General features: G+C 62.5%; 22 protein-coding genes, 1 tRNA gene, 1 pseudogene and 1 other annotated feature. Of the genes and pseudogenes, 8 read left to right on the top strand and 16 right to left on the bottom strand.

What is annotated here, in order from left to right; genetic code table 11:
- The 13 genes from A3M1_RS25220 to A3M1_RS0121565 all read right to left on the bottom strand — a co-directional run.
- Positions 1-683 (bottom strand): phage tail length tape measure family protein (locus A3M1_RS25220; protein ID WP_039784409.1); only part of this gene is annotated, 683 nt, incomplete at its 3' end.
- Positions 677-1,294, bottom strand: a complete 618-nt coding sequence (locus A3M1_RS0121515; protein WP_198291135.1) for a hypothetical protein — start codon at positions 1,292-1,294, stop codon at positions 677-679. The genes A3M1_RS0121515 and A3M1_RS25220, both read right to left, overlap by 7 nt.
- Before the next feature lie 15 nt (positions 1,295-1,309).
- Complete coding sequence (locus tag A3M1_RS0121520) at positions 1,310-2,911, bottom strand: terminase large subunit (protein ID WP_018391059.1); 1,602 nt, start codon at positions 2,909-2,911, stop codon at positions 1,310-1,312.
- Between the two features lie 2 nt (positions 2,912-2,913).
- A complete protein-coding gene (locus A3M1_RS0121525) occupies positions 2,914-3,348 on the bottom strand; it encodes a phage terminase small subunit P27 family (RefSeq protein ID WP_026221440.1) in 435 nt (144 codons plus the stop codon).
- Positions 3,336-3,692 (bottom strand): hypothetical protein, encoded by a 357-nt coding sequence (locus tag A3M1_RS0121530; RefSeq protein ID WP_018389746.1) that lies wholly within the window; start codon positions 3,690-3,692, stop codon positions 3,336-3,338. The genes A3M1_RS0121525 and A3M1_RS0121530 overlap by 13 nt, the downstream gene beginning before the upstream one ends.
- A gap of 7 nt (positions 3,693-3,699) precedes the next feature.
- The gene (locus A3M1_RS0121535; RefSeq protein WP_018389747.1) at positions 3,700-4,308 is read right to left on the bottom strand and encodes a hypothetical protein; all 609 of its coding nucleotides are present in this window, start codon (positions 4,306-4,308) and stop codon (positions 3,700-3,702) included.
- Positions 4,309-4,511: 203 nt separating this feature from the next.
- The gene (locus A3M1_RS0121540) at positions 4,512-4,943 is read right to left on the bottom strand and encodes a hypothetical protein (protein ID WP_018389748.1); all 432 of its coding nucleotides are present in this window, start codon (positions 4,941-4,943) and stop codon (positions 4,512-4,514) included.
- A 42-nt stretch (positions 4,944-4,985) separates the two neighbouring features.
- A complete protein-coding gene (locus A3M1_RS0121545; protein WP_018391061.1) occupies positions 4,986-6,191 on the bottom strand; it encodes a phage major capsid protein in 1,206 nt (401 codons plus the stop codon).
- Positions 6,192-6,194: 3 nt separating this feature from the next.
- The gene (locus A3M1_RS0121550) at positions 6,195-6,698 is read right to left on the bottom strand and encodes an HK97 family phage prohead protease (protein ID WP_018391062.1); all 504 of its coding nucleotides are present in this window, start codon (positions 6,696-6,698) and stop codon (positions 6,195-6,197) included.
- On the bottom strand, positions 6,698-7,879 hold the full coding sequence (locus A3M1_RS0121555; RefSeq protein WP_018391063.1) for a phage portal protein: 1,182 nt from the start codon (positions 7,877-7,879) through the stop codon (positions 6,698-6,700). Before A3M1_RS0121555 ends, A3M1_RS0121550 begins: the two co-directional genes overlap by 1 nt.
- Before the next feature lie 130 nt (positions 7,880-8,009).
- The gene (locus A3M1_RS0121560) at positions 8,010-8,372 is read right to left on the bottom strand and encodes a hypothetical protein (RefSeq protein ID WP_245261808.1); all 363 of its coding nucleotides are present in this window, start codon (positions 8,370-8,372) and stop codon (positions 8,010-8,012) included.
- A 166-nt stretch (positions 8,373-8,538) separates the two neighbouring features.
- On the bottom strand, positions 8,539-9,219 hold the full coding sequence (locus A3M1_RS27235; RefSeq protein WP_081620322.1) for a helix-turn-helix domain-containing protein: 681 nt from the start codon (positions 9,217-9,219) through the stop codon (positions 8,539-8,541).
- Between the two features lie 11 nt (positions 9,220-9,230).
- Positions 9,231-9,449 carry a helix-turn-helix domain-containing protein gene (locus tag A3M1_RS0121565; protein ID WP_018391065.1) on the bottom strand — a complete coding sequence of 73 codons (219 nt, stop codon included), beginning with the start codon at positions 9,447-9,449 and terminating at the stop codon, positions 9,231-9,233.
- 119 nt (positions 9,450-9,568) lie between these two features.
- Between A3M1_RS0121565 and A3M1_RS26795 the strand changes: the two genes are divergently transcribed.
- The 3 genes from A3M1_RS26795 (at position 9,569) to A3M1_RS0121580 (ending at position 11,383) form a co-directional block, all read left to right on the top strand.
- Positions 9,569-10,096 (top strand): hypothetical protein, encoded by a 528-nt coding sequence (locus tag A3M1_RS26795; RefSeq protein ID WP_198291149.1) that lies wholly within the window; start codon positions 9,569-9,571, stop codon positions 10,094-10,096.
- Positions 10,086-11,213, top strand: a complete 1,128-nt coding sequence (locus A3M1_RS0121575; protein WP_018391067.1) for a tyrosine-type recombinase/integrase — start codon at positions 10,086-10,088, stop codon at positions 11,211-11,213. Before A3M1_RS26795 ends, A3M1_RS0121575 begins: the two co-directional genes overlap by 11 nt.
- A gap of 80 nt (positions 11,214-11,293) precedes the next feature.
- A tRNA-Ser gene (locus A3M1_RS0121580) sits at positions 11,294-11,383 on the top strand.
- Here the strand turns inward: A3M1_RS0121580 and A3M1_RS26085 are convergent.
- Both A3M1_RS26085 and A3M1_RS0121605 read right to left on the bottom strand, forming a co-directional pair.
- Positions 11,354-12,985 (bottom strand): annotated as a pseudogene (locus A3M1_RS26085) (recombinase family protein); the annotation flags it as partial. The gene A3M1_RS0121580 and the pseudogene A3M1_RS26085 overlap by 30 nt on opposite strands.
- Positions 12,986-13,586: 601 nt before the next feature.
- Complete coding sequence (locus A3M1_RS0121605; RefSeq protein ID WP_018391069.1) at positions 13,587-14,342, bottom strand: hypothetical protein; 756 nt, start codon at positions 14,340-14,342, stop codon at positions 13,587-13,589.
- 306 nt (positions 14,343-14,648) lie between these two features.
- Here A3M1_RS0121605 and A3M1_RS0121620 point away from each other — a divergent pair.
- A protein-coding gene (locus A3M1_RS0121620; RefSeq protein WP_085930248.1) for an IS3 family transposase occupies positions 14,649-15,880 on the top strand; the annotation gives its coding sequence in 2 pieces (ribosomal slippage) (positions 14,649-14,946 and positions 14,946-15,880; 1,233 coding nt in all).
- Positions 14,933-15,049: a sequence feature (AL1L pseudoknot), on the top strand. It overlaps the preceding gene by 117 nt.
- A gap of 84 nt (positions 15,881-15,964) precedes the next feature.
- Here the strand turns inward: A3M1_RS0121620 and A3M1_RS0121625 are convergent.
- Positions 15,965-16,915 carry an aldo/keto reductase gene (locus A3M1_RS0121625; RefSeq protein ID WP_018391071.1) on the bottom strand — a complete coding sequence of 317 codons (951 nt, stop codon included), beginning with the start codon at positions 16,913-16,915 and terminating at the stop codon, positions 15,965-15,967.
- A gap of 123 nt (positions 16,916-17,038) precedes the next feature.
- Between A3M1_RS0121625 and A3M1_RS0121630 the strand changes: the two genes are divergently transcribed.
- The 4 genes from A3M1_RS0121630 (at position 17,039) to A3M1_RS0121635 (ending at position 24,304) form a co-directional block, all read left to right on the top strand.
- Positions 17,039-17,890, top strand: coding sequence for a LysR family transcriptional regulator (locus A3M1_RS0121630; protein ID WP_018391072.1), 852 nt, complete (start codon positions 17,039-17,041; stop codon positions 17,888-17,890).
- Between the two features lie 325 nt (positions 17,891-18,215).
- Positions 18,216-19,193 carry a beta-propeller fold lactonase family protein gene (locus tag A3M1_RS26545; protein ID WP_156029579.1) on the top strand — a complete coding sequence of 326 codons (978 nt, stop codon included), beginning with the start codon at positions 18,216-18,218 and terminating at the stop codon, positions 19,191-19,193.
- 177 nt (positions 19,194-19,370) lie between these two features.
- On the top strand, positions 19,371-19,820 hold the full coding sequence (locus A3M1_RS26550; RefSeq protein ID WP_156029577.1) for a hypothetical protein: 450 nt from the start codon (positions 19,371-19,373) through the stop codon (positions 19,818-19,820).
- Positions 19,821-20,368: 548 nt separating this feature from the next.
- Positions 20,369-24,304, top strand: a complete 3,936-nt coding sequence (locus A3M1_RS0121635) for an ATP-binding protein (RefSeq protein WP_018391074.1) — start codon at positions 20,369-20,371, stop codon at positions 24,302-24,304.
- The last annotated feature ends 45 nt before the right edge of the window (positions 24,305-24,349 follow it).

Below are 24,349 nucleotides of genomic sequence, written 5' to 3' on the forward strand. Positions count from 1 at the left end.
CGGTCGCCGATCCGGCCGATGATGTCCTCATGTGCCTTGAACACGTCCTCGGTTGACTTGGCGCCATCGCCAACCGTCGAGAAGAACCACGTAGCCGCCGCCCCGGCGCTGGCGAGGCCCAGTACGGCGAGATTGAGCGGGTTGGTGACGAAGGCCATCAGGCCGGCGCCGAGCGCACCCAAGGCCCCCTTGAGGCCCCTGTCGCCAAGCTGGCCAGCGAGTTGCCCGCCCTGCTGGATGATCGGCAGGAACAGACCGCCGCCGCCGGCAATCTGGGCGCCCAGGTCCATGAACTGCGCACCCATGAGGCCGACCTCATGAGTGGCGAGCTTGGTGTTGTCGTTCACCCCCTTGATCTGATCGGAGACGCCGCCATACCGGGCATGCGCCATGGAGAGCAACTGGTTCTGCCGCTCCACTGTTATGAGGCCGTCCGCCCGCGCGGCGGCCAGGTCGCGCGTTGCCTTCTCCAGATGCTTGCTGGCGGTATAACCAGTATCGAGCGTCCGGTTCCAGCGCTCCAGCGAGCGGCCCACGCTGGCGGTGGAGCGCTCGAGGCGCTCACCAGCTGCCACGACGGCATCATCCGCTCTGGCGAGGCCATCAAGCTTATCCGTAGCCTGATCAACGCCGTTGACGGTCGCCTTGATATCAATCTCTCGAACTTCCCGAAGCGCTACCATGAGCGATCTCCTGCGATGACGATGGCGGGAACGCGGGCGGCTCGCTCACGAGCGCGGGCACGGGAGCGCCCCGACGAAACGGGCGGATGCAGGCCAAACTCCTGCGGCGTCCGAAATGTGAACTTGACGGAAGCGACGTCGCGAAACCGCGCATTGGCAAGGGCTGCAACGGCCTCATAGATGCCGGCCGGCCCATAGTGCTTCTCCAGCCGGCGCGCGTAGGGCGCGACCGACAGGAACACATATTCATCGGCCGGCGGCACCTTCCCGCCGGGCTCGATCTCCCGCCCGCCGGCATAAAACCTGTGCGAGCGCTGATATTCGCCGGTCACGAAGGGTGAGTGCTGCACCAGCATGTCACCGATCCACTCGAACACCCGACCGAGTCCGCCGTCGAAGCGAAAGATGATCCGGCCCGGCAGGTTGACGCTTTCGAGCGACGCGCCGGTGTGGCCATCAACGATCTGCTCATAGGTCGGTTCGCGCCCGGTGGCCTGCCGGTTGGCTTGCACGCCATCAGCGAGCCGCTGCCGCGCGAAGTCCGCCACCATCCGCTTCTGCGTGGCTGGCGCCAGGTCTCGCGCCACGATGGCCTCAACGATGGATCGCATGGAGCGGGACGCCATCTACATCACCATGAGTTCGGGCGACCACTCGTCGCTTTCGTAGATGCTCGCCCCGCCCTCTGCGCTCGCTCGGGCAATGGCCATGGCGCATGCCACGGCGCCGTCGATCCGGTCGCGGCTCTTACCCTTGTGGAACATGCGGTTGCCGGCGCTGTCGGTGTGGACGGCTATGTTATCGAAGCACCAGCGCAGCACCGGGTGGCCACCATGGGCCATCTGGCGGCCGACAACGGCGCGCTCCAATTCCTTGACGGCCGGCGCCATCGTCACCCAGCCCTGCCGCATCTCCACGGCCGGCAGGCCATCGTCGAGCAGGTTGTTCATGACGTTGCGCGCGAGGTGCGGATCGAAGGCGATCTCCTGCACGTTGAAGCGAGCGCACAGGTCGCGGATCGTGTCTTCCACGGTGCGGAAGTCGACGACGTTGCCGGGCGTCGCGATAATGAAGCCCTGCTCGGCCCAGGTCGGATAGGGCACGCCGTCGCGGTCGGCGCGGGCGCGCAGATTGTCTTCCGGACAGAAGAACCAGGGATGGACGATGTAGCCGCCGGCCTCGTTGCGCCAGGCGGCGACGACGGCGGTGAGGTCGTGATTGCTGGAGAGNTCGACNCCNAGCCAGCAGGGCANGCCCTCNAGCGCNTCGAGNTCCACCGGCTCGNCNCCNGCGTCGTANANGTCCATNTCGACGAACGGGTCGGCGGAGTGNTCGAGCCAGATNTTGAGGTTGAGCTGGCGGAAGGCCTCGCGGTCGCCGATNCGNCGCTGNCCCTCGCGGGCGAGNTGGCGNAGGCCTTCAAGGTCCGGGTAGCCATAGGCGAGGCCNGGGTTCACCCGGTGCCAGACNNNNTCGTCGGTCCAATCGCAATCNCGGTCCGCCTCGAACATGATCGGNAGGATCGAGGGATCNTCGACCTCNCCNCGNGCNACGCGGCGGGCNTCNTCNACGATNTCCCANGCGACGTTNTCNTGNCCNCGGCCNGCCGTGGTGGCGACGACGAGGAGCGAACCCTTCTGNTTCACGAGGCCGGAGCGCANNACGTCCCATAGCTCGCGCTTNGGCCAGGCNTGCAGCTCGTCGGCGAGCACNAANGCNGGCGTNCGNCCGTGCTGGGTGCCNGCATCGGCCGAGATCGCCTCATAGAACGANCCGTCACGCGGGAAGGTGAGNCGGTTNCGATAGTCGACGACGCGNGTGTTNGAAGCCNCNGCCGGCACNGTNCGNACNATGCCNAGCGCCTCNGCAAAGGCGAGCCTCGCCTGCTTNCNGTCNGCAGCNGCCGAGATCACCTCGCCGCCNGGCACCCGCTCCGGCCCGATCGTGTGCAGCANNGCNAGNGCNGCNGCGAGCGCGGTCTTGCGGTTNCCNCGCGGNAGCAGCAGCACNACNGTCTTGACGATGCGCGTGCCGTCTTCATGGCGNGGNCCNTAGATNCGGCGCACGATNCGCTCTTGCCACGGGTCNAGCTTGAACGGCCGCCCNGGCAAGGTGCTCTTGGGNTGGCGNAGCATGGCCAGCCAGCGCACCGCGCGCGCNCCGTACCNCATCGGGTCGGGGATTNCGCTGCCGTCGAAGATCCATTCNGGATAAGTCGAGCGCGCCATGGTCAGAAGTCCANGTCGAANAGGCTGGACTGGCCGGAATTCCCCTCACCNCCNCGCGCCGCCGGCCGAGAGCGACTGACCGGNGTCAGCCCCAGCTCNCCAGCNAGCANGCGAGCCTGNGTCTGGGCATCGGAGGAGATTGCNACGGCCGGGTGCTTTTTNGGCCCGGTCTTGCTCTNGTAGATCATGCCNTCGGCGNNGATGATCCGTTCCGCCTCGGCCGCCCGNCCTACCGCAACGCAATAGTTCACCAGCGTCGCGATGTCGGTCACGGTAAGGGTGCGGCGTTCCTCGATNAGGATCGGCGCCACGCGGTTCCACTCGGCCCGCGCGTCTTCCGAGAGCCAGTCCGGGGGATCGAGCGGCTCACGCACCGGTGAGGAGCCGGGAGCGATGGCGAAGGGCTTGGCACCGCGCATGAAGATTACCTCTCCCATGGCGGCGACACCGCCCCGGTCTTCGTCCGCTGCTCCCGCTGGACGTCCTTCGCATTGCAGGCCCTGCAGCCCGGCAGCCAGTTCGATTGCGACATGCGCAGATCCGGCCGCAGGCGGATGCTGATCTTGTGGCGCACGAGAACGGCCGGCTGGCCACAAGTGCAGCGCCGGTGCTCTTTAAGAAACGCGGAGGCGAGGCGCTGGTATTCGGTGTCATAGCCACGCTCCCGCGCGGACGGCCGGCGCTGGTCGTATTGAGCCTTGCGCTTGGCCTCGCAGGGGCAGCGCTCGCTGGAGGCGACACGATGGCCGCAGCCGCAGATACGTGGTGCGCGAACCGGCATAAACACCTCACGCGAAGCCCGGCAGCCGGTACGGCGCCAGGAGGTCGGTGACGTCGGCGGGAAGCGCCGAAGGCAGGCCATAGGTGGATGAGGCGATACCCTCGACATCCTCGCTGCGCACCGTCTGGTCCCGGCCGCGCGTCAGGAAGGCGTTGCGCACCGCGAGGATGGCCGCGCGCTCGATGTCTTCGGGAAGGCCACGCCCCTCGGCATCCGGCAGAATAAACCCGGCGCTATAATCGACCACGACGCGACCAGGCGACCAGGCGAACCGGGCGCCGGACGTGGTGAGGCGGTAGAGCGTGCCGGCGCCGGGATCGACCTCATACAGTGAAGGCTCCAGCGCGCCGGCCTCTGTGGTGACTGAGACAATCACCGCGATTGGGAAGCGCGCCAGGATCAGCGCAGCGGACGGTGTCGTCAGATGGAACGTCTCGCGCACGCCCTCGCAGGCAAGGCTGCGCCCGCACCAGCTCTCGATCGCCCGGCTTATGTGGGTGATGAGGGAGCGAAGATATGCCTCATGCTGAGCGCCGATCTCCATGCCGAGCTCAGCGGTCACTGCCGGAAGCGTAGTAAGATCGCGGCCGGCGGCAGGCGTAATCACGATAAGCATTTTGGCTCTCCTGAGAGTGGGCGGACGCAGCCTCTCGCTGCGCCCGCCCGCGAGCCCTTGGCCGGCACTGATGCCCGGTTGGTGCTCGCGACCTTCCCCGCCTTGCCTCCCATCTGAAGCTCCTGCGAGCCGGGCGCCGGAGAGGCGGGGTTTCCGTTGTTGGGCAGGCCGCTACATGCCCTCAGAGAACGGCGCCCAAGGATTCACGCCACCGGACGGTCGCGGGCGTGGCCCTGGATGACGGTGGCGGAAAGCGGCGTGGCGGTGCCGTGCGTGCCGGAGAAGTCCGCCAGCAACTTCAGGTACCGCTTGTTGCCGACATAACCGACGCGGGTGATCGTGGGCGCAGCGTGGGCGGCGATAAGCGAGCGGACGATGCCGCCGGCGCCGACACTGGCGACGCCCTGCACGTCGTCGATGGTGACGGCGGCATAGGTCGCATCGTCATCGCTGTGCGTCAGCTTGAACTCGATCTTGTTCGCGCCGCTGAAAGTGATGCCGCCGACGCCGACATGGATCGCCAGCATGGCGGAATCGAACCCCTTGCGGTCGATGGCCGCCGGGGTGTTGTCCGCCGCATAAGCGGCCGGCGGGACGGCCTCGACGACGGCGATATTCGAGATGATGTCGCGCATGGGATGTTCCTCCGGGGAGCGCGTGAAAGGGATTGGCGACCGTCAGGCCGCCATCTTGAGCTTGCGGAGCGCGCGGGCCTGCACGACGCCGGCGCCGGTGCGGCGGGTGGCATGAATGCGGGTGATGCCCTCGGTGGCGCGCAGGTACGGGTTGACGAGGATGGACAGCGCCAAGCGGTCGACGATCCGGTAAGCGGTCGCGAAGTCGCCGAACAGGACGGGATAGGCGCTCGCCGCCACGTCGGGCATGTCGATCGCTTCCACCACCGGGCGGCCGAGGATCATCTCCGGCTGGCCGGCCTGATAGCTCGGCTGCCAGAGATAGTTGCCCTGACCGTCCTTCATGGTGCGCAGCTTGGCGAGGGTGCCGCCATTCATCAGCCAGGAACCGCGCGAGCGGTAGGACGCCGGCAGCGCGTACATCAGGGCGATCAGCTGGTCGGCCGAGAGGTTCGTCGCATGGCCGTTCAGCGTCTCGGCGATGCCGGCTCCGGTCAGCAGGCCTTCCGGCTCGAGGATGCCATTGCCGGAGACGAAGGCGAGGCCTTCCTTCTGGCCGAAGTCCTCGGCGAGGGCGAGATTGATCTCCGCCTCGGCCGTACCGCCGCTGTCGGCGAGCAGCTGGTTGGACACATCGACATAGGTGTTCACCTCGCGGATCGGGATCTCGACCTGACCGAAGCTCGGCTCGCTGCCCTCCTGCGCCTGCGTCTCGCCCTTCCACTTGGCATTGGTGATGCCGGTGCGCTTGGGGTAGCTCACGGCCGGGGCGACCGTGGTGCGCACCGTGGCCAGCGTGCGGATAGGCGAGAACTCGGTGATGTCGCGGATGAACTCGGCCGACATCTCGGTCGGCGCGAGATAGCCGCCCTGCGTGTCGCTGGAGACGGTCAGCACCTTCAGCTCGGCATCGGGGGCGCGGTCGCCATGGCGGAGATAGGCGCCGAACGCCTTCTGCTCGACGCTCGCCTCGCCCTTGGTTTCCGTGCCGCCGCCGGGGCGGTTGATCTTCGCCTCGATCTTGTCCAGGCGCTCGACCAGCTTCGCGGCCGGGTCGTCCTTCTTGTCGTCCGGCTTGGCACCCTTGCCCTCGAGCACGGCGATGCGATCGCCGAGCGTCTTCTGGCCATCGTTGACAGTCTTGGTGAGATCGCCAAGCGCCTTGGTGACGATCTCGTTCGGATCGTCATTCTCGCCCTTCAGGACCACGGCGCCGAGGGCCAGCGTGTTGAGGCCGGTGTGCTTCATCGTTCAGGTTCCTTTGATGGCCGCGTGAGCGCGGCGGATGGATTCGGCGAGCCGAAAGGCATCCGCCGCAGACTTGGCGCCGGTGATGCGGGCGCCGGGGTGCATGGGCGCCGTGACGAGCGACACCTCGAAGAGGTCGAGCGCCGTGATCGTGCGGCCGCCGCCGGAGCGCGCCACGGCCTTGCGGGTGACGAAGCCGATAGAGAGCCCACCGACCGCGCCGGCCTTCACCAGGGCGCGTACCTCGCGGGCGCGCGGCATGTCGTCGATCAGCATGTGTCCCTTGAGGGCGAGGCCGGCGCCGGTTTCCTGCGCTTCGGTCCACACGCCGACGGGATCGTTCAGGTTGTGGCCGAACAGCATCGGCAGCGGCAGCTTGAGGCCCTTGAAGGCGCCGGGCTCGATCATGTCGCCGACGCGATCGGGCGCGCCGAACTTCCACGCCAGGCCGGAGATAAGCCCGGCGTCGTCGGCGAGTATCTTGGTCTCGATGAAAGCGTGCTCCATCAGGCAGCATCCTCGGCAGGGCCGCCGCCGGGCTGGCTGGAGCCGGTGTTGGGATTGGCATATTCCTCGCCACCCGCGCGCGGCGGCAGGTCGAGCCAGTCGCGGCCCTCATTGGGGTTGAGCACGCGGGCGGCGATCAGCGAGTTGATGGCCGTGGCGCGCTCGGTCAGGCTGGCGCGGGTGAGGTCGTCGCGGTCGAAGGCCACGCGGTATTCGCGCCGCTCCTCCGCCGTGAACAGCGCGCGGCGCAAGGCGCCCTCAAAAGCGCGCAGCCAAGGCTCCAACGAGTAGGTCAGGAACTCCTTGCCCATCTGTTCGGAGTTGGACCAGGTGGCGCGATCCAGCTCGTAGAGCATGCTCGGCGGCACACGGAAGGCGCGGGCGATCTCCACGATCTGGAAGGTGCGGTTCTCGAGGAACTGCCCATCCGTTGAGAGCATGGTGAGCTGGGCATAGGTCGCCCCGCCTTCGACGATAGCGGTGCCGCCGGACTTGCCGTTGCCGTGCGTGAGATGCCACGACTCGCGAATGCGCTTCAGGACATCCGGCGTGACGCGCTCGGCGAGGGAAAGGACACCGGAAGGGCGAGCACCGTTCTTGAACAGCCGGCCGGCGTGCTCCTCCAGCGCCTTTGCCACGCCGATCGCGTCGGCGGCGAGGGAGAGCGGGCACCGCGCGAAGGGCGAACGCAGGTGCACCACGTCGTCCGCCGACACCGGGACATTGTTGATGCGATAGCGCGGCTCGAGGCGACCGTCGCCGGAATAGTCGACGGTGAAGTGCGCCGGCTCATAGCGCACCAGCTCGATCACGCGCCCATCGACCTTGTTCGCCAGGGCGAGCGAACCCTTGTCGCTGATGAGCGCCGCCGCCACCATGTCGCGGACGAACTCATAGCTGCACGTCCAGTCGTTCGGGCGGTCCGCGAGCAGCTGCGCCACGGGATGGTCGGATGCCACGGCGTCCGCGTCACCGACGCGGCGCACCACCTTCAGGTCGAGACAGGCGGTCGCTTCCGACAGCAGGCGGATCGCCGAGGCCACGGCCGGCACGGTCAGGGCCTGCGCCGCGCCGACCGACAGGCCGGAGGGCAGCGCGCCGAATAGCGCCTGCAGCTCCGCATCGGGCGCCGACAGGCTCTTGGTCGTCATGCCGAACCAGTTTTTGACCGTCGCGAACACTGCAAAAAACCCTCGATCTCAATCTAAACGACTGATCAAAAAGCCTATTTCGGCTCTATCTCGCGCGATCCACCCCAGACGGTCCCGGCCCCTAGGGCGTAAGTCGGCAACCACCCCCGGCCGGGGACAGCTAGCCGCGACGGCTCGCTCCGGCGAACTCGGGCTGCCCGGCAAGCCAGGCGCGCCATTCGGTCGAGATGATCTCGGTGAGGTAGCCGCGCTGTGGATCATCCCACTCGCGGATCAAGCCAACCTTGCGAGCGTGGCGCATGGTCTTCTCGACGGTGGCCAACGAGCGGCCCGATTCCATCATGAGCCGGCGGCGCGCTACCGACCCAATCCACTTGCCCGACAGGCAGCGCACCACCGCCAGGAGCACAAGGTTCTCGCCCTCGGTGAAGAGAACCCGCATCAGCGGAGGCAGGATAGTGAGGTTCGTCGCGCGGCGCGGCCGCCCCCGACGGGTCTGGATGGCAGCTTCACGGTTAGCCATGGTGGGGCTCATAGTTGGCGGACAACGATGTCGCCAACAGTCCATGGAAACGAATGGTTGTCATTCGCGTCATCTGACGGGACGGGACAGATGAGGACATCTCAACACTCGCACGCAGACGTATACAGTACTGTCCACAACTTTCTAATCGCCAAGCCCTACTGCTCTATCGACGGTGGAGAGGCCTCATATGGCGGAGAATGTCGTCGAGCAACTGGCCGGCTTCCCGCCGCTTATGTTCGTGCGCCAGCTTCCGCTTTAGGAACTCCCTGTGGGGCTCGCCTGTGCGTTTGACAGGCGCCCCCTCAATTTCTTCCCGGGATGCACTGTCCTCGTGCGCGGGGGGCACGGAGGGGGAAGAGTTCAATTGAGAGTTCTTAAGAGAGTTAGCCCGACCGAGAGAGCGGAATTGACCCGGCCCAGAGAGCGGAATTGACCCGGCCTCTGGAGCGGAATTGAGAACACCAATTCCGGCCTCTGGAGCGGAATTGAGGACACCAATTCCGGCCTCTGGAGCGGAATTGGGATGTGGTCGGCCCGAGGCCGGAAATCGGAGCGTCATGCGGTTCGATCCTCCGAACCTTTTCTTGCTCACATCGAGGAATCCTGCCTCAGCAAGGCGCCGAACCGACCGCTGCACGTTGTCGACAGACATATTGCATCTGTCGGCTATGGTGGCCTGAGAAGGCCAGCACGTGCCGGTTTTATTATCCACACATCTTCCGATTATATAGGCGACACTCTTCGCGCCATGAGGAATACTCGGAGACGCCATTACGGCATCACACCAAGCCTCCCAAAGGCGACCAAACCGCGACTGCCCTGGCGGGTCGTCAGCCGTAGACATGAGAATGCCGATCAGCGCCCGACTGCGACCGTTTCGTTCTTGGGCTCAATCCCGAGCATCTTCCGAAGCGGGGCGGTCGGAACCACGATGCGGCCCCCAATCTTCAAGCTCGGAATTTCCCCTACCTTTACAGCTTCATAGGCCGCGTTCCGTCCAATTCCCAAGACCCGGGCGGCCGTAACGACATCCACCGTCAGGCGATCGGTCAGAACACTAAGATCGTCCGGCATCGCTCATCCTCCATGTTTGTACTAAATATCATCTTACAAACTCGTATGGCACGCACCGGATCATTGCGTCAACGGTTTGTATGAGATAACACCAGACAAACTATCCGGAGGAGTGCTAGATGACGGATGAGGGCAGCAAACGCAGCAAAGGGGGGCGCCCGACGCATCGCAAAGGCGACCCTCTCACCAAGAGCAGGACCTTTCGCATCAGCGATTCACTCGATGCAGAGTTGAGCGAAGAGGCCACCGAACTAGGGCGCTCAGTGAGTGCCGTTATAGAGGACCACCTTCTGCAGTTCAGCCAGTTTTCCAAGGAGCTTGAGCGTCTCGGCGGCAACGTAAAATTTCGCGATTTGCGAATTCAGTATACCATGGATGGACATGGTGTAATCGAAATGGCGAACGCCATAATCCAAACGAATATTGAAGAAGCACTAAAGAGGTACGGATACATATCAGTTACAGTAGGCGGAAATACGCTATGGGCTCCGCCTAATGTAGATGTAACTGAATTAAATAACACCATTGAGTTGGCGAACAGTATAACGCACACAAACAAGAATTTTATTGATATCCTTTCCGAACGCGTGGCGGAGGCCATTATACAGCGCCTACCTCCCCAGCCGGGAGGAAACAATGAAGGGTAATCTTACCCGCCGTGGCAAGTCTTCATGGCGCCTCAAATTTGAGCTTGGCGTTGATCCGGACACCGGCAAGCGGCTCACGCGCTACCACACGATCAACGGCACCAAGGCGCACGCCCAGGCGGAGGCGGCAAAGATCATCGCCTCCAGCGTCACCGGCAGCTACGTCGACCACAGCCGGGAGACGGTAGCCGAATTTATCGCGCGATGGCTGCAAGACTGGGCAGCGACGAACACCTCGAACAAGACGTATCAGCGCTATGAGCAAATCCTACGGCGCCACGTCGTGCCGCATATCGGCAAGCTGGCGCTCCAGAAGGTGAGGGCGGCCGACGTGCAGTCGATCCAGGCCAAGCTGGCCAAGGCCGGGCTCGCGGACAGGACACGTTTACACGTTCATCGGGTGTTGCATCGGATGCTCAAGCACGCCGCTCAGTGGGGCGTGGTGCAGCAGAACGTGGCGGGGCTCATCGACGCGCCGACCGTTGTCGGCAAGGAGATCGACATCCTGACTCCGGCGGCGCTGAAGAAGGTCCTCTCCTCCGTGCAGGGCCGGCCGATCTACTCCGTTGCCATAACTGCGCTTGGTACCGGCATGCGTCGCTCAGAGATCCTCGCGCTTCGCTGGCAGGACGTAGACCTCGACGGCGCGGTCTTGCGCGTGGAAAGGTCGCTGGAACAGACGAAGCGGGGAGGGCTCCTGTTCAAGGCTCCGAAGACGCGGCACGGCCGGCGCACCATTACGCTACCTGCTTCGCTCGTCACGGCCTTGCGCGCCCATTGGAAAGCCCAGCAGGAACAGCGGTTGATGCTCGGCCTCGGCAAGGCGCCGCCCGAATCCCTTGTTTTCTGCGAGCATGACGGCTCGCCTCGATCGCCGAACGCCCTCACCAAGGAGTGGTCCACCCTCATGGGCAAGGCGAGCCTCAGGGCCACATTCCATTCCCTCCGGCACACCCACGCCAGCACGCTCATCGCATCGGGGCTCGACGTCTTGACTATCAGCCGCCGACTAGGGCATGGCTCGCCCGCGATCACGCTCGGAGTCTATGGGCACCTCTTCAAGACGGATGACAGGGCAGCCTCCATCATGGATGCGGCTCTCATCGGGACAGAATGAGAACGTCCGGTGCCAATCCGGTGCCAAGTCCCGGAATTGGATCGCCGGCAGCATCGACTAAGTCGTTGATATTGCTAGATGGAAGGGTGGCCGAGTGGTTTAAGGCAGCGGTCTTGAAAACCGCCGTGGGTGCAAGCCCACCGTGGGTTCGAATCCCACCCCTTCCGCCATTTCAGTCCAAAACTGGGCACGCCGAGCGTAGCCGATTTCCCTCCTGAGACGGCAGCCAGCGTTCGGAGCAGGTCTCCTTTCGATCCGATGATGCGGACTTCCTTCGCTCCGACCTCCACGCGCTGAGCCAGGGCGCGCAGATGATCACGCCGGTAGCCGCCGCCTTCGATACGCATGCGCTTGCGGGCGATATCGGCGAAGCGCGCGACCATGGCGGGCGTGACGGCGTCTTCGCCCGAGGTCGCGAGAGAGGTTTGCGCGCGAGCTGCATCGGCCTGCGCCTGGTCGCGGATCGCCTTCAGGCCGTCAATTCGTTCTTTCAGCGCCGGATCGGTAATGTCGGCCACGCCTGATTCGATGGCGTCGTAGAGCCGACGCAGCCTCTGGTCGGCCTCTGTCCCGCGCTTGCTGAGTTCGGCAATATGCTCGCGCCGCCGCTCAAGGCGCTCCTGGCGGTGGGTGAGCATGGAGGCGAGGATTTCCTGCAGCCTCTCGGGCTGGAGAAGACGCTGCTCGATATGGGTCGCCACAAGGGTGTCGAGCGTCTCCATCGGGATGGCCCTCCCGGCGCAGCCGGTCTCGCCCTGCCGTGCCTTGATCGAGCAGGCATAGTAGCGATAGCGCCCGCTCTTGCCGGTGCGGATGGTCATGGCCCCGCCGCACTGCGCGCAGTAGCAGATGCCGGTTAGGAGGGTCGGGCCGCTCACCACGCGCGGGGGGACGATCTTCGGATTACGGGCCTGAAGCTGCTCCTGCACGGCGTCGAAGACCTTGGCGTCGATGAGGGGCGGCACGGCGACCACCACTACCTCGCTCTCCGGCTTCTTCTGCTTGCTCTTTGAGCGGCTGTTGAACTGGTGCTCGCCCACATAGGTCCGGCGGGTCAGCACCCGGTGAAGCTGGCCGATACCCCAGCGTCCGCCCTCGCGAGTGTAGATCCGGTTCCGATTGAGGTGGCTGACGATCGCCTTCACGCCCATCGGACCGGAGCGACCGTTGCCATTCAGGGCCAAATCGAAGATCAGCCGCACGGTGTCGGCGTGAAGCGGATCGATCTCCAGCTTCTTCTTCACCTTGGCACCGCGCTGCTCGGCCTCGACCACGCGATAACCGATCGGCGGGCGAGCACCGTTCCAGAAGCCCTGCCGTGCATTCTCCTTCTGCGCCCGCAGGACGTGCTTGGCGTTCTCCTTTGACTGGTACTCGTCGAACAGCGCCATGATCTGCCGCATCATGACGTGCATCGGATCGTCGCCCATCTCCTGGGTGATCGACACCAGCCGCACGCCGTTTCGAGCGAGCTTCCTGACATAGAACTCCAGCTCGAAGTGATCGCGGAAGAAGCGCGAGAAGCTGTGCACCACGACGACATCGAACGGCGCCGGCTTCAGCGTGCCCGCTTCGATCATCCGCTGGAACTCCGGCCGGCGATCATTGGTGGCTGACGCTCCCGGCTCGACATAGGTCTCGACCAGCTGATAGCCGCGCGCCTGGCAATAGGCTTCCCCCTGCCGGCGCTGATCGGGGATCGAGACATCGTGCTCGGCCTGCCGGGCTGTGGAGACGCGCAGGTACAAGGCGGCACGCAGCGGAGCGGTCATGGCAGAGCCTTTCGTGTCAGGCGGTCATTCCCCTTCGATCAGCTCCTCCAGAATATCCCCGAACCAGGCCTCGAAGACAGCAATCTCCGCCTCTGTCACCGGAATGTATTCCGGCCAGTCGTCGGTGACGGTCATCGGGGCGGGAGTTGGGGAAGTTCGCGTCCGGCGGCGGGGTAGCGGCGTCTCCGCGTAGGTGTAGAGATTGTCGGGCAATCGTCCCGGCGCAAATTGATATGCAGGGTATTGAGTGCGTGAATGTGAGCGTCTGGTCATTCCCAAGACTGACGCGACGGCGACCGATGCCCAACAGCCGATCTATGACCTGCAATACGCAGTACTTGCTGGACCCGAAGTGGCCATCTCAGCATGCCCGTTCGAATGGCGGCTTTGCGCCGCCACCTCAATCGTTCGCCGAGCCAATTTATGAACCTTAAAGCCGATGTTCGTATATGTGTGGTTGGGCGCCCGAAATTTTCGGCTTGGTGCCGATGCCGATCTGCATCAAGATTCGGTCGGCTCTTATATATCAACGTAGTGTCATCCTTTCTTCTACTGCATTCGCCTGCCGGAGAGGGCGGTCGATTCAGGAACAGCGGACGAACTATGGCGCAGCCTGATGGGCGGCGATCGCCCCTTCCTTGGCGTCGTTCAACGCCTGCAGCTGGTCGTGCAGCTTCCCGATTGCGGACGGGCCGGACAGCGCAATGATACCGATGATGGCAAAGCCGAAGTCGAGACAGGCGCAGATGCCGCGGATCGTCTCGTGGTGACCTGAGCCGTATAGGCTGGTGTGGGTGACGGCCACCATGCCGTCCGGTCGATCTTCGTTGATCGAAACATGGCCGAAAACGCCCTTCAGATTGGGGTGCGCGCCGTAGTCGATCGCGCCCTCGTAGGCCTCTTTGGCGAGCCTATCGATATCCGGAGCCTTATGGGCAAAACCCTTGATCGCCTTATCGAAGGTGAAGGCGTTGCGGCAAGCCTTCTTATCGGCCTCGCTGCGGTGTCGGTTGACCCAGACCTCGGAGAGGGCGGGCTGCTGCTCCATGAGGTAACCATAGCTTGCGGATTCGAGGGCGGTCCGCAAAAGTGGAAAAACCTCTGCCGGATGCCCGCTTAATGCCATGCGCGCCGCGGCGAGAAACATCTGATAGGCGTTGAGGAAGAGGACGAGGGCGAAGGCCGGCGTCGGCGATACGTGCTCCCACAGGTCGCGCCGAAAATAGGCGTCGTACTGCAGCAGCGCTTTCAACAAGGGGCTTTCGGCTGCCTGCAGCTCGCGCGTGGTATCATCGGCGGCGGCCATATATTGCACGAGCCCGTCGCCCAACTCGACCCGTGCTTTGCCTTCCTTCACGCGGCACCTGTCCACTGAACAGAGTGGATGAAGTCTTCCCGACTCCATCGACTGAGCGCGTATTCGCCCCTTTTGAGTGGAATGCCGCCGGTTACGCTCCGCGCCAGCTCGTCACCTGCGAGGAAGAAAATGTGAGTTTCGCACTCAAGGAAAACATAGCCTCTCGCTCGTTTCCACTTCTCGATGAACTGCTTGCTGCGGCCCATCCACTGCATGATCGCATAGCGGCGGCCATCGATCTCGACGGGCCGGGCTCTGAACCGCCCCGGCTTTGCCGGAGACCCCAACTCCTGAGAGGATGGGGCTATGACGAGCAAGACGACGAACAAGTTCTCGCCTGAGGTGCGCGCTCGCGCGGTGCGGATGGTGCTGGATCATGAGGCTGAGCATCCGTCGCGCTGGCAGGCGATTGTGTCGATAGCGGCGAAGATTGGCTGCTCGGCACACTCACTGAACGAGTGGCTGAAGAAGGCTGAGGTCGACGCCGGTAAGCGGGCCGGGGTGACGACGGATATGTCTGCGAAGCTGAAGGCCCTTGAGCGCGAGAACCGCGAGCTGCGGCAGGCGAACGAGATCCTGCGCAAGGCATCTGCATATTTCGCCATGGCGGAGCTCGACCGCCGGTCGAAGACATGATCGCGTTCATCGATGATCATCGCGGTGCGTATGGGGTCGAGCCGATCTGCAAGGTCCTGCCGATCGCCCCATCGACCTATCATGCGCATGTCGCCCGGCGGCTTGATCCGTCGAAGTGCTCGGCACGGGCGCTACGGGACGCGGCCTTGCGGCCCGAGATCGAGCGCGTGTTCGCCGAGAACTTCGAGGTCTATGGAGCGCGCAAGGTCTGGCGACAGATGATGCGCGAAGGGTTTGACGTTGCCCGTTGCACCGTCGAACGGCTGATGCAGGGCATGGGCCTCGCTGGTGTGATCCGCGGCAAGCCGGTCCGCACGACCATCTCGGACAAGTCGGCACCGTGCCCGCTCGACCGTGTGAACCGGGTGTTCCATGCGCCGGCGCCTAACCGGCTCTGGCTCTCGGACTTCACCTATGTCAGCACCTGGGCGGGCTTCGTCTACGTCGCCTTTGTGATCGACGCCTATGCTCGCCGCATCGTCGGCTGGAGGGTGAGCCGGACCGCGCATGCCAGCTTCGTGCTTGATGCCCTGGAGCAGGCCCTTCACGAGCGACGGCCCGCCCATCGCGGCGGCCTGGTGCACCATAGCGACCGCGGTTCGCAATATGTGAGCATTCGCTACACCGAACGGCTGGCTGAGGCCGGCATCGAGCCCTCCGTCGGCAGCGTCGGTGACAGCTATGACAACGCACTCGCCGAGACGATCAACGGCCTCTACAAGGCCGAGGTCATCCATCGTGGGGGGCCTTGGCGATCCTTCGAGGCCGTCGAGTTCGCCACGCTGACCTGGGTCGACTGGTTCAACCATCGCCGGCTCCTGGAGCCTATCGGCAACATCCCGCCGGCCGAAGCCGAGGAGCGCTACTACGTCATGCTCGGTGAGCAGCAAATGGCGGCGTGACTTAAACCAAATGGCCTCCGGTGAAACCGGGGCGGTTCAGTTCCGGGGCGACGGCCCCTCCGCTTTGGTTGACGCTTCTCACTATCATCGTGGGTGCGGAGGTCCCTCCGTTGGGCGCTGGAGGACAGTCTCGATTTCCTCCATCACGCTCTCCGGCAGTGGGCCGAAAGCCATGGCTTCGGCGTTCTCGGTTGCTTGGAGGGCAGTCTTGGCGCCCGGAATCGGCAAGATCATGGGGCCTTTCGCTAGCAACCAGCACAGGGCGCCCTGAGTCAGCGTTCGACCTCCTATCGTGAGCAGTTCGCGAACGGCTGCCATCTGCCGCGCCAGATCCGCGCGCGGGCGCCCGGCATCGAAATAGCCCTGCCAGTCCGCCGGGCCGGCGCGCACGTCCCCGCTTGGTACGCAGCGCCCATCATCGAACTTCCCCGTCAGTACGCCCATGCCGAGCGGCGAGCGGATGAGCTGGGTCAGGCCGCGCTCCGTCGCCACCCGGCACATGGACGGCGCGTCGAAGAACAGGTTCATGGAATGCTGTACCGTCGAAAAGCCAAGGCGGCGGGCCATGGCCCCGGCGCTTGCAGGAAAATCCGTGCTCCAGCCATAACTGCCGATGGCCCCGACCGCCACGAAGGACTCAAGCGTTTCAAAGGCTGGTTCGGCGTCCGCGACCGGGAGGTCGTTGAGATGCAGCAGCATGACGTCGATATGATCCCGGCCGAGGCGCGCCAAGCTCTGCTCGACCGATCCGCGCACATAGGCCGGATCGAAGCGCGGGCCCGTCAGCTGCCTCGTCGCGGCATCGATCGAATGACCGAATTTGGAGACGATTACGGCATCATCCCGTCCCACCAGGGCCTTGCCTAGAAGCCGCTCGGAATGGCCGGCGCCATAGACGGCGGAGGTGTCGAACACCCGGATCCCGTGGTCCCACGCGGCATGGACGGCCCGCACGGATTCGACATCGTCCGCGCCGGAATATCCGGCCGCGATCTCGCCGAACCAAAACGGGCCTCCGATGGCCCAGCAGCCCATGCCGATGCGTGGTGCCGTTTGCAGTCTTGATGTCATATTTCCGCAAGCTCCCTTCCGCGTGGTTCGGGAAATTGCGACGCCGCCGCCGGCTGGTGCAGCCGCCGGGAATGAAAGGCCCTGTTCATGGATGAAACGACGTTCGACTGGTCGGACCTTCGGATCTTTCTGGCCGTCGCACGGACCGGCGGGCTTGCGGCGGCGGCGAAGGCTACCGGGCAGAGCTCTGCGACACTGGGGCGCCATATCGTCGATCTGGAGCGTGCTCTCGGCGAGGAACTGTTTCGTCGTCTGCCAAGCGGCTATGCGCTGACGGAAGCTGGCAAGAAACGTCTCGCGCAGGCCGAAGCGGTGGAGGGGCGCATTCTCGATATGGTGCGAGATTCCTCCGAGCGGGACGCTGGATTGCCCATCCGCATCTCGGCTGGAACCTGGATGACCTGGTTCCTAACCCGGCACATCGACGCGCTGGATGCGGCCAGAAGCAACCTTGTCTTCAGCGCAGCGGAGGAGCGGCACAATATAGGCCGGCGTGAAGCGCTGATCGGCATCCGCAACCAGCGCTCCTCCGAACCGGGATTGGCGGTGCGACGCACGGCGACGGTGACCTTCGCACCGTATGCCCTGAACAACGGCTCGGTACGCGACGACTGGATCGCCTGCACGGTCGACACCCCATCCGCACGCTGGGTGCGAAGCCATCGACGCGCGCACATCCACATGGAAGTGTCGAACCCACGTTCGCTTCTCGATCTGGCGCTGGCCGGCGCCGGGCAGGTGGTCCTGCCGTGCTTCGTCGGCGCTGCCCATGAGCGCCTGATCAGGACGGGGCCGGTGATCGAGGAGATTTCCCACGAGCAATGGCTGGTCGTGCACGGTGAGGACCGGAACAGGCCCGGCGTGCGCGAAACGATCGACGCCATCGCCCGCCTGATCACCGCAAATCGCGCTCTGTTCGCTCCAATGCAGGACGCCTGATGGCATAATGCGCCAGAAACAGAACGTTCGACGACTGCGAATGGCCGTTTCGGGCCGGGAGCGGACTGGCCGGTTTTGGCTGCCGCCATGCAGATAGCCGCCGTTCTGCAACCGACCCCAATACGGTCATTGGTAAAAGCGACCCTCGCGCCTGAAACCGGACCTTGCACATGAAGACCGTCAGGGCCACCATTACAGCCGCTTCCCCACCAGCGGCTGTGCCGTCGGTACCCCCACAAAAAGATTCGATTTTCCCTATCTCTTGATTTGCAGTATGCTTGTATTGGGAGATCAAGAAACAAACGTTGTGATTAGGGAGGCGTCATTGGAAAAGCTTCTATTTTCGACTGACACAGATAGTGGCACTATCACAGTCCTAAATGTAACGGGGAATGACGCTGAACGTGTGGCTGTTATTCCGGTAGGTAACGGCCCTCGTGGAGCGGTGCGCTTCACGAAATCTGGCATCGGTTTTGTGACAAATCACGCGGGAAATACGTTATCCGTGATCGACGCTTACTCACTGACCGAGGTTGATCGCATTGTTGTAGGAGTAGCACCGATCGGATGCGCCCTTCTGCCAGGAGGCAAGACACTTATTGTTTCCAATGCTGGCGATAATACTGTTTCATTTGTAAATGTCGAAGACAGACACGAATTTCATAGACTCGGCGTTGGAAGAGAGCCCCGGCATCCCGATGTTACGCCGGATGGTAAATATGGCTATGTTCCAATTTCGGTTGGGCAATATGTTTCAAAAATCTCATTGGGAGAGCTCGCTTCGGGTGGGAGAGATCTCAATAGCATTTCAGAAATTGCTCAAATTGCTGTCGGTGACGGCGCATTTCCTTACAGTTCTGCCGTCTCGCCAGACGGTCAATGGGTCATTGCTGCTAACAATCAAGTTGGATACGTCTCCCTGATCTCGGTTGCCACCGATTCAGTTGAAGCTCAGATCAATGTTGGCGAGAAGGGCGCTCGTGGTACGGCATACACGCCAGACTCACAAACTGCCTTCGTTTCTTTGGAGAATTCGAGCGAGGTGGCTGTGATCGACCTGCGCTCGCGAGAGGTTGTTAAAAGGTTATCAAGTGGCTCTGGCCCTCGCGGCCTTTTGTTCGACGCAGATAGCGGTACACTTTTCACGTCTGCATTCGACAGAACAAAGACGTTGCGGCAGGGAAACGCAGTATCGTTCTTTTCTTTCAGCGCTGGATTGACGTCGTTCAGGGAGGCTGAGCCTGCAATCAGGGATGTCCCTGTTGGAGCCGGCCCGTGCAGCGTTTCGTTGTATGTTCGGTAGCTCGTGATACGTCTTTCGCAGAAATATCCTTGGTCAATCAGACCATCTCCTGTCTCTGTAGCTGAGCAGGAGAGGCTGACCGACTTTCGGTTTCTAAAGACAGTACGGTCGTCGCGACGATGCGGTCCATTTGTCACCGCAGCAAAGCACCTTCTGGTTCTGCAAAGTCCGGTCGACGTGACCTTTGATCAGCTGGATGAGATTCAATTTCATTGTGAAGAAGCTGAGCTTGCACGCTTCGCCAGCGAGAACGGAATCGTCGAAGTTTGGCGCCGACAGTCGGCCTTCATCGGATTTCGATCAGCTACAGGTTTTCGACGGTTCGACTTCAAATCCGGCGACCATTGGGAAGCGATGTTTCTCCCAAATGGCGAGAACACTTGGGAATGGCGTCTCGGTCTTGATATCCACTGCGATGATTCACAGCTGATTCTCGTGTTACCCGGTCACGACATCCCGAATCTGGCTGTTGTGCCGGGGGTAATGACTGGAAAGCAACTTAGCGGTGGCAATGGTGTTGGATTATCCATCGCCGTCAAACCTCTAGGTCGGTCGCATATCGGGCGCGGTGACCCGATAGCTCGGCTCGCATTTATTGACAGCTTTTCTGCGGTGAGTTTTGAGTAGCCTTGACGCTAACAGCGTACTGATGCCTCCTCCTTGCCGGAATCATTAACTTCAACGGCAATTGCTTTGACCTCGCGCAAGTCTACCGAATGTCGGTTAACTCCTTCTCGTCGTCCAATAGCCGCCAGTCCGTTTCCCACCCCGATCCTGCCGGTCCGCAGGCGACCCCATTGCAGACGTCGGCAATCTACTAGAGCGTAGGCCGACATGATTGAATCGGAACTCCCTCGTGAAGGTCAAGGCTGCGGGCATGTCGAAAACTCTGTTGGTCGATCTTCAAGAGCGTGCGGTGGATGCGGTGCGTGAAGGCGCGACGCATCAGTAGTCGGCCGAGCGTCCGTGTGAGCCCTGCCAGCGCATGGCGTTCACCCAGTGATCGTTTGCCCGCGGCTTTACGTTCAAGTCTCTGGACTAAGTACGATAGGACACATTCTTTCGAGCAGGAACATCTATTTGCTGTTTTCGATTGCCATGGCGGGCGAATTGAGCTTCGGCTAAAGTTATTGCTTGGCATCAAACTGTCATTGTTTAACCAACGCGGCGTAAGCATGTCCGAAACCACTCCCATCAAGCGGCCCTTGCATCTCCAGACCATTGATAGCTTGTTCGCTGATCTGATCGGGGGGGCAAGCATTTCGGTCGACGAGTCAGGCACCGAGTTTTCACTAACGAATGTCGACAGTCCTGCGGTCCTGAATTGGTACCGACTGAACAGGTCCAAGTGGGCGGGCAACGTGATGACGGTCGACGTTGAAGCCATGGTGGCTTCCGTTCTAACCAAACCATCCGTCCCACAGCCTCCCGCCCCAACAGCGGCGAAAGCGGGTCGGCGGCTGCGGCTCGCAAAGATCGTCGCGCACCGGTTTGCAGGCGTACACGCGTACGGGACGGCGGAAACCCCGCCAGTAGATTTCGTCTTCGAGCCACGCGAGCCGATCACGCTATTCGATGGTTGGAATGGAGCGGGCAAGACATCCCTACTGAACACGGTGGTCTGGTGTTTGACGGGTGAGATTCTCAGGCCGCAGCGGCGCCCGGAGAGCGGGCAAGAAGAATTCGACGGGCTGTTTGTGCGCGATGTGAATGGCAACGATGAAACGAGTAGCCATGCACTTACGCCGATCACGCCGCTACCAGACCCCAAATACTATGTGCCACCTGTAGGAAAGCCGGTTCATATCGATAGCTGGGTCGAGCTGACCTTCATCGATCAAGATGGCCAGCCTGTCGCACCCGTCAGGCGCACGCAGCTACGCGGTCCGAGAGGAAAGATCACCGAAACGCTTTCCGGTTTCGACACTCTGGGCGTCGATCCGATCGCGCTGCGGATTGGGACCACGATGCCAGCTCTTCTGCAATACATCAAAGTTGGCTCGCCATCCGACCTTGGCGAGGCTGCGGCCAAGCTGACTGGTCTGGCTGACGTCGCGAGCCTTGCGAAGCATGCCGCGAAATCGCGCGAGAAGCTGAACGGCGATCTTAAGAAGGACCGGACAAAGGAAATCGACGCGGCAGATTCACGGTTCATGGAGGCACTAGGGGACCTGCAAAAGCAGATCGACGAGTTTCCAACGATGTTGCCTCCTGACCCGCTGCCGACGCCGTCCGATGCGAAGGATGTGGAATCGAAGATTGAGGCGCTGGTTCAGCACTTCGACACGCTGAAGACGTCGGCACTTGCCGATGCACAGACGATCTTGGGCAAAGGCTTTGATCCGACCAGCAAGGCGGCCCGCGATGGCCTAGAGGCGGGCATCGGTCCGGCGCAGGGACAACTTAAATCGCTCGGACAACTGGCGAGCGTCAAGCGTGTGCGTGACTTGGCCGAGCTGACCCCGTCCGACTGGCATACGGTCGATGCACTGGTGCAGCAGATTCGCGCCGAAGGCGCAGTTCTGGCTGAACTCACGGCGACGCCCGCGCTTTCCCGGCGCAAGACGCTGTATGCTCGTGTGGCCGGGTGGATGGCTGAAGGTGATGACCATGACCCGGCTGCTTGTGTGGTTTGCAGCCGGTCGCTCGACGGTGTCCTCGACCCGGTAACGCAAAAATCAGTCTCTCAGCACCTTTCCGAGGTGACTGAATCGGAACAGGCGTTGCTTGCCCTGAGTATTCAGAGATGGGCTGCAAACTGGGGTGGAGCGCTTACCAGCAAAAGCCACGAAGCGCTCCAGCCGGAACTGCGGCGGGATTTACCCGGACATCCCGGTGACCTTATTCGCGCGGCGTTGACACAGGAGCTCTTTGAGACGGTCGCCTTTCAGGGCACGTTGGCAGCGTTGAAGCCGGGTGTCGCCGCCCTTTGCGATAAGCATCTTCCCAACCTGCCGCCGTTCATCGAACCTGTGGTCGAGGCGCTCCCCGCAGACCTCGGTGCGGCTGGCGTAGCGCTGACTGAGACCATGCAACGCCTGGTGCGTGCCGAAGCGTTTGCAAAGTGGCGCGACGCTCATCAATCCGCAGTCGCCGATGTCACGTTGGCGATCCTAAAAGGTACAGGCGGGCCCGTTGCGACCGTGGTCGACACCACACCCATTGCGCAAAAACTTGAGGCCCTGAACTCTATCGTTAAAGGCGTCGCACCTCTCAACACGGCGCTCGACTTATGCGCACGGCTCACCACGCAGTTGAACGCGAGGCGGTTGAAAGAGGACCACCTAGCACTTTACGCCCGTGCTGCGGATGCGTTGGAAGGCATTACGAAGCTGGGGTCGCTCGCTGAAAGACAGGTCGATACCCTGCGACGGAAACTGCATGCACGCACCACTTATTGGCGTGATCGCTGCTACCGGAACTCATTTCCGATGGCAGGACATGCCCTGCGCGACACCGCCATGGATGCCAAAGGCGTCCTCGATATTCACATTGGCTTCGAAAAGGCGACCGCGCCCGCGCAGCACATTTCGAATGCGTCTGCCCTGCGAGCAAACTTGATGGGGTTCTACTTAGCCTTTTGGGAGCATGTGCTTACGGAGCGGGGCGGGATCACGACACTGATTTTTGATGATCCGCAGGAATTGTTGGATCTCGACAATCGGGAAAAGCTGGCGCGACTGATCCCAGAGCTCGTGGGCGCGGGCGGGCAACTGCTGATCGCCACCTACGACCGAAACTTTGCGCGAATGACCGTGGCGGCAGGGCGCACATATGCCCGCATCGAACACCGCAGCGTGCACCCCGTCAATTCCTCGCGCCCGATGGTTGGAACGGCTGCCGCTCTGGAAGATCTGGATCGTAAGCGCGACGCTTATCTGGAGGACAAAGACAATGCGTCGATGGCGCAAGATTATGCCAACGAAGTCCGCATCTTTTTAGAGGCTCGGCTGGCCGATCTGTTCGACGATCCCGCGTATCCGGCCTACGCGGCGAGTTCGAAGAATCCGACGTTGGCGGATCACCTTGGCCATCTTCGTAGCCTCGTCAATCAACCGCCGAACGCGCTTTTCCGAGGGAAGGCCACAAAAGCTTTCTGCGAGTGCAAGGCCCTTGCACAAGGCGCGGAATGTCTTCGAGTCCTCAATACGTCCCACCACAACAAGGCTTCGTTGAGCGCCGGCGACATCTTCGCTGTCGCCGAGCAGCTAGACGTGGTGCGTGCGTTGGCCGAACGCATGCATGTCGAGTTTCGTCATTGGCGGTGGAGTGAGCCGATCCAAAGTCAGGACCGGGCCACCAATGTTGTGCCGTTCAAATCCGTGAGTGCCCCGCAGATCAAAGTGGTAATCCATCCAGACCTTGCCGCATTCAGTACGCATGCGCCTGACGGTTTTACGCAGGATTCGGAGACCGACTGGTTCGATGCTTCATGGTTCGGCGATAAGGCTTTCTTCTATATTCGTAAGAATAACCTCGGCTTCTCCGTGCCTGATGGCTGCATCGCCATCGTCGAGTGTACGCCCTATGATGGACGCGACCATAACCTCGTAATAGCCCGGCAGAAGGGTCATCTGCTGGCGCGGCGCCTTTTTCGTCCTGCCAATAGCGCCGAGATAGCGCTCGCGGCGGAGGCACCTGATCCACGCGAGTCGAAGCCGACGCTGGTGTTCAATGCACATGATGTCGTGCTTCACCGGATCGTCGGAATGCTCACCGAGCGCCCTGTCCCGCCGGTCGGCAAAGGCGAGGCAACTGAAATCACTGCTACGAGCTTGTCGCACGTGAAGTCAGCATATCGGGTGCGTGAGGAAAGCGGCGTCCCGTTGGCCCTGCCGGGGCAGGTAGTCCTCGGGGGCGACATTGTCCCCAAGGAACAGCTTGCTCACATGGAGGGTGCCCTTGTCGCCCTCTGCCTCGACAATGGCAGCAGCGTTTTCAAACGAATTGGCCAGCGCGTGCCGGGCACGCAGGGGAAGCTCTGGCAGTTCGAGAGTGTTGGCGGGCTTGGAAGCTCTCTGGTGATTTCGCTCGCGGAAGACGATGGCGCAAATGAAGTCCCTCGCTTCCTCTCCGCCCGACAGGTGATTGGCGTGCTTTACACCGTGTAGGACACGATCACCTGCTAATCCGGCTCAATATTGATCGCAATGATA

The organism is Ancylobacter sp. FA202, assembly GCF_000380205.1.
Lineage (GTDB): Bacteria > Pseudomonadota > Alphaproteobacteria > Rhizobiales > Xanthobacteraceae > Ancylobacter.

Bases quoted from the DNA above. Each gene is read 5' to 3' on its own strand.
- A3M1_RS0121545 (WP_018391061.1), bottom strand. From the start codon at position 6,191: ATGAAGCACACCGGCCTCAACACGCTGGCCCTCGGCGCCGTGGTCCTG.
- A3M1_RS0121635 (WP_018391074.1), top strand. From the start codon at position 20,369: ATGTCCGAAACCACTCCCATCAAGCGGCCCTTGCATCTCCAGACCATT.
- A3M1_RS27235 (WP_081620322.1), bottom strand. From the start codon at position 9,219: ATGTCTACGGCTGACGACCCGCCAGGGCAGTCGCGGTTTGGTCGCCTT.
- A3M1_RS0121540 (WP_018389748.1), bottom strand. From the start codon at position 4,943: ATGCGCGACATCATCTCGAATATCGCCGTCGTCGAGGCCGTCCCGCCG.
- A3M1_RS26795 (WP_198291149.1), top strand. From the start codon at position 9,569: ATGACGGATGAGGGCAGCAAACGCAGCAAAGGGGGGCGCCCGACGCAT.
- A3M1_RS0121530 (WP_018389746.1), bottom strand. From the start codon at position 3,692: ATGCCGGTTCGCGCACCACGTATCTGCGGCTGCGGCCATCGTGTCGCC.
- A3M1_RS0121535 (WP_018389747.1), bottom strand. From the start codon at position 4,308: ATGCTTATCGTGATTACGCCTGCCGCCGGCCGCGATCTTACTACGCTT.
- A3M1_RS0121550 (WP_018391062.1), bottom strand. From the start codon at position 6,698: ATGGAGCACGCTTTCATCGAGACCAAGATACTCGCCGACGACGCCGGG.
- A3M1_RS0121565 (WP_018391065.1), bottom strand. From the start codon at position 9,449: ATGCCGGACGATCTTAGTGTTCTGACCGATCGCCTGACGGTGGATGTC.
- A3M1_RS0121630 (WP_018391072.1), top strand. From the start codon at position 17,039: ATGGATGAAACGACGTTCGACTGGTCGGACCTTCGGATCTTTCTGGCC.
- A3M1_RS0121515 (WP_198291135.1), bottom strand. From the start codon at position 1,294: ATGCGATCCATCGTTGAGGCCATCGTGGCGCGAGACCTGGCGCCAGCC.
- A3M1_RS0121575 (WP_018391067.1), top strand. From the start codon at position 10,086: ATGAAGGGTAATCTTACCCGCCGTGGCAAGTCTTCATGGCGCCTCAAA.
- A3M1_RS0121560 (WP_245261808.1), bottom strand. From the start codon at position 8,372: ATGGCTAACCGTGAAGCTGCCATCCAGACCCGTCGGGGGCGGCCGCGC.
- A3M1_RS0121625 (WP_018391071.1), bottom strand. From the start codon at position 16,915: ATGGGCTGCTGGGCCATCGGAGGCCCGTTTTGGTTCGGCGAGATCGCG.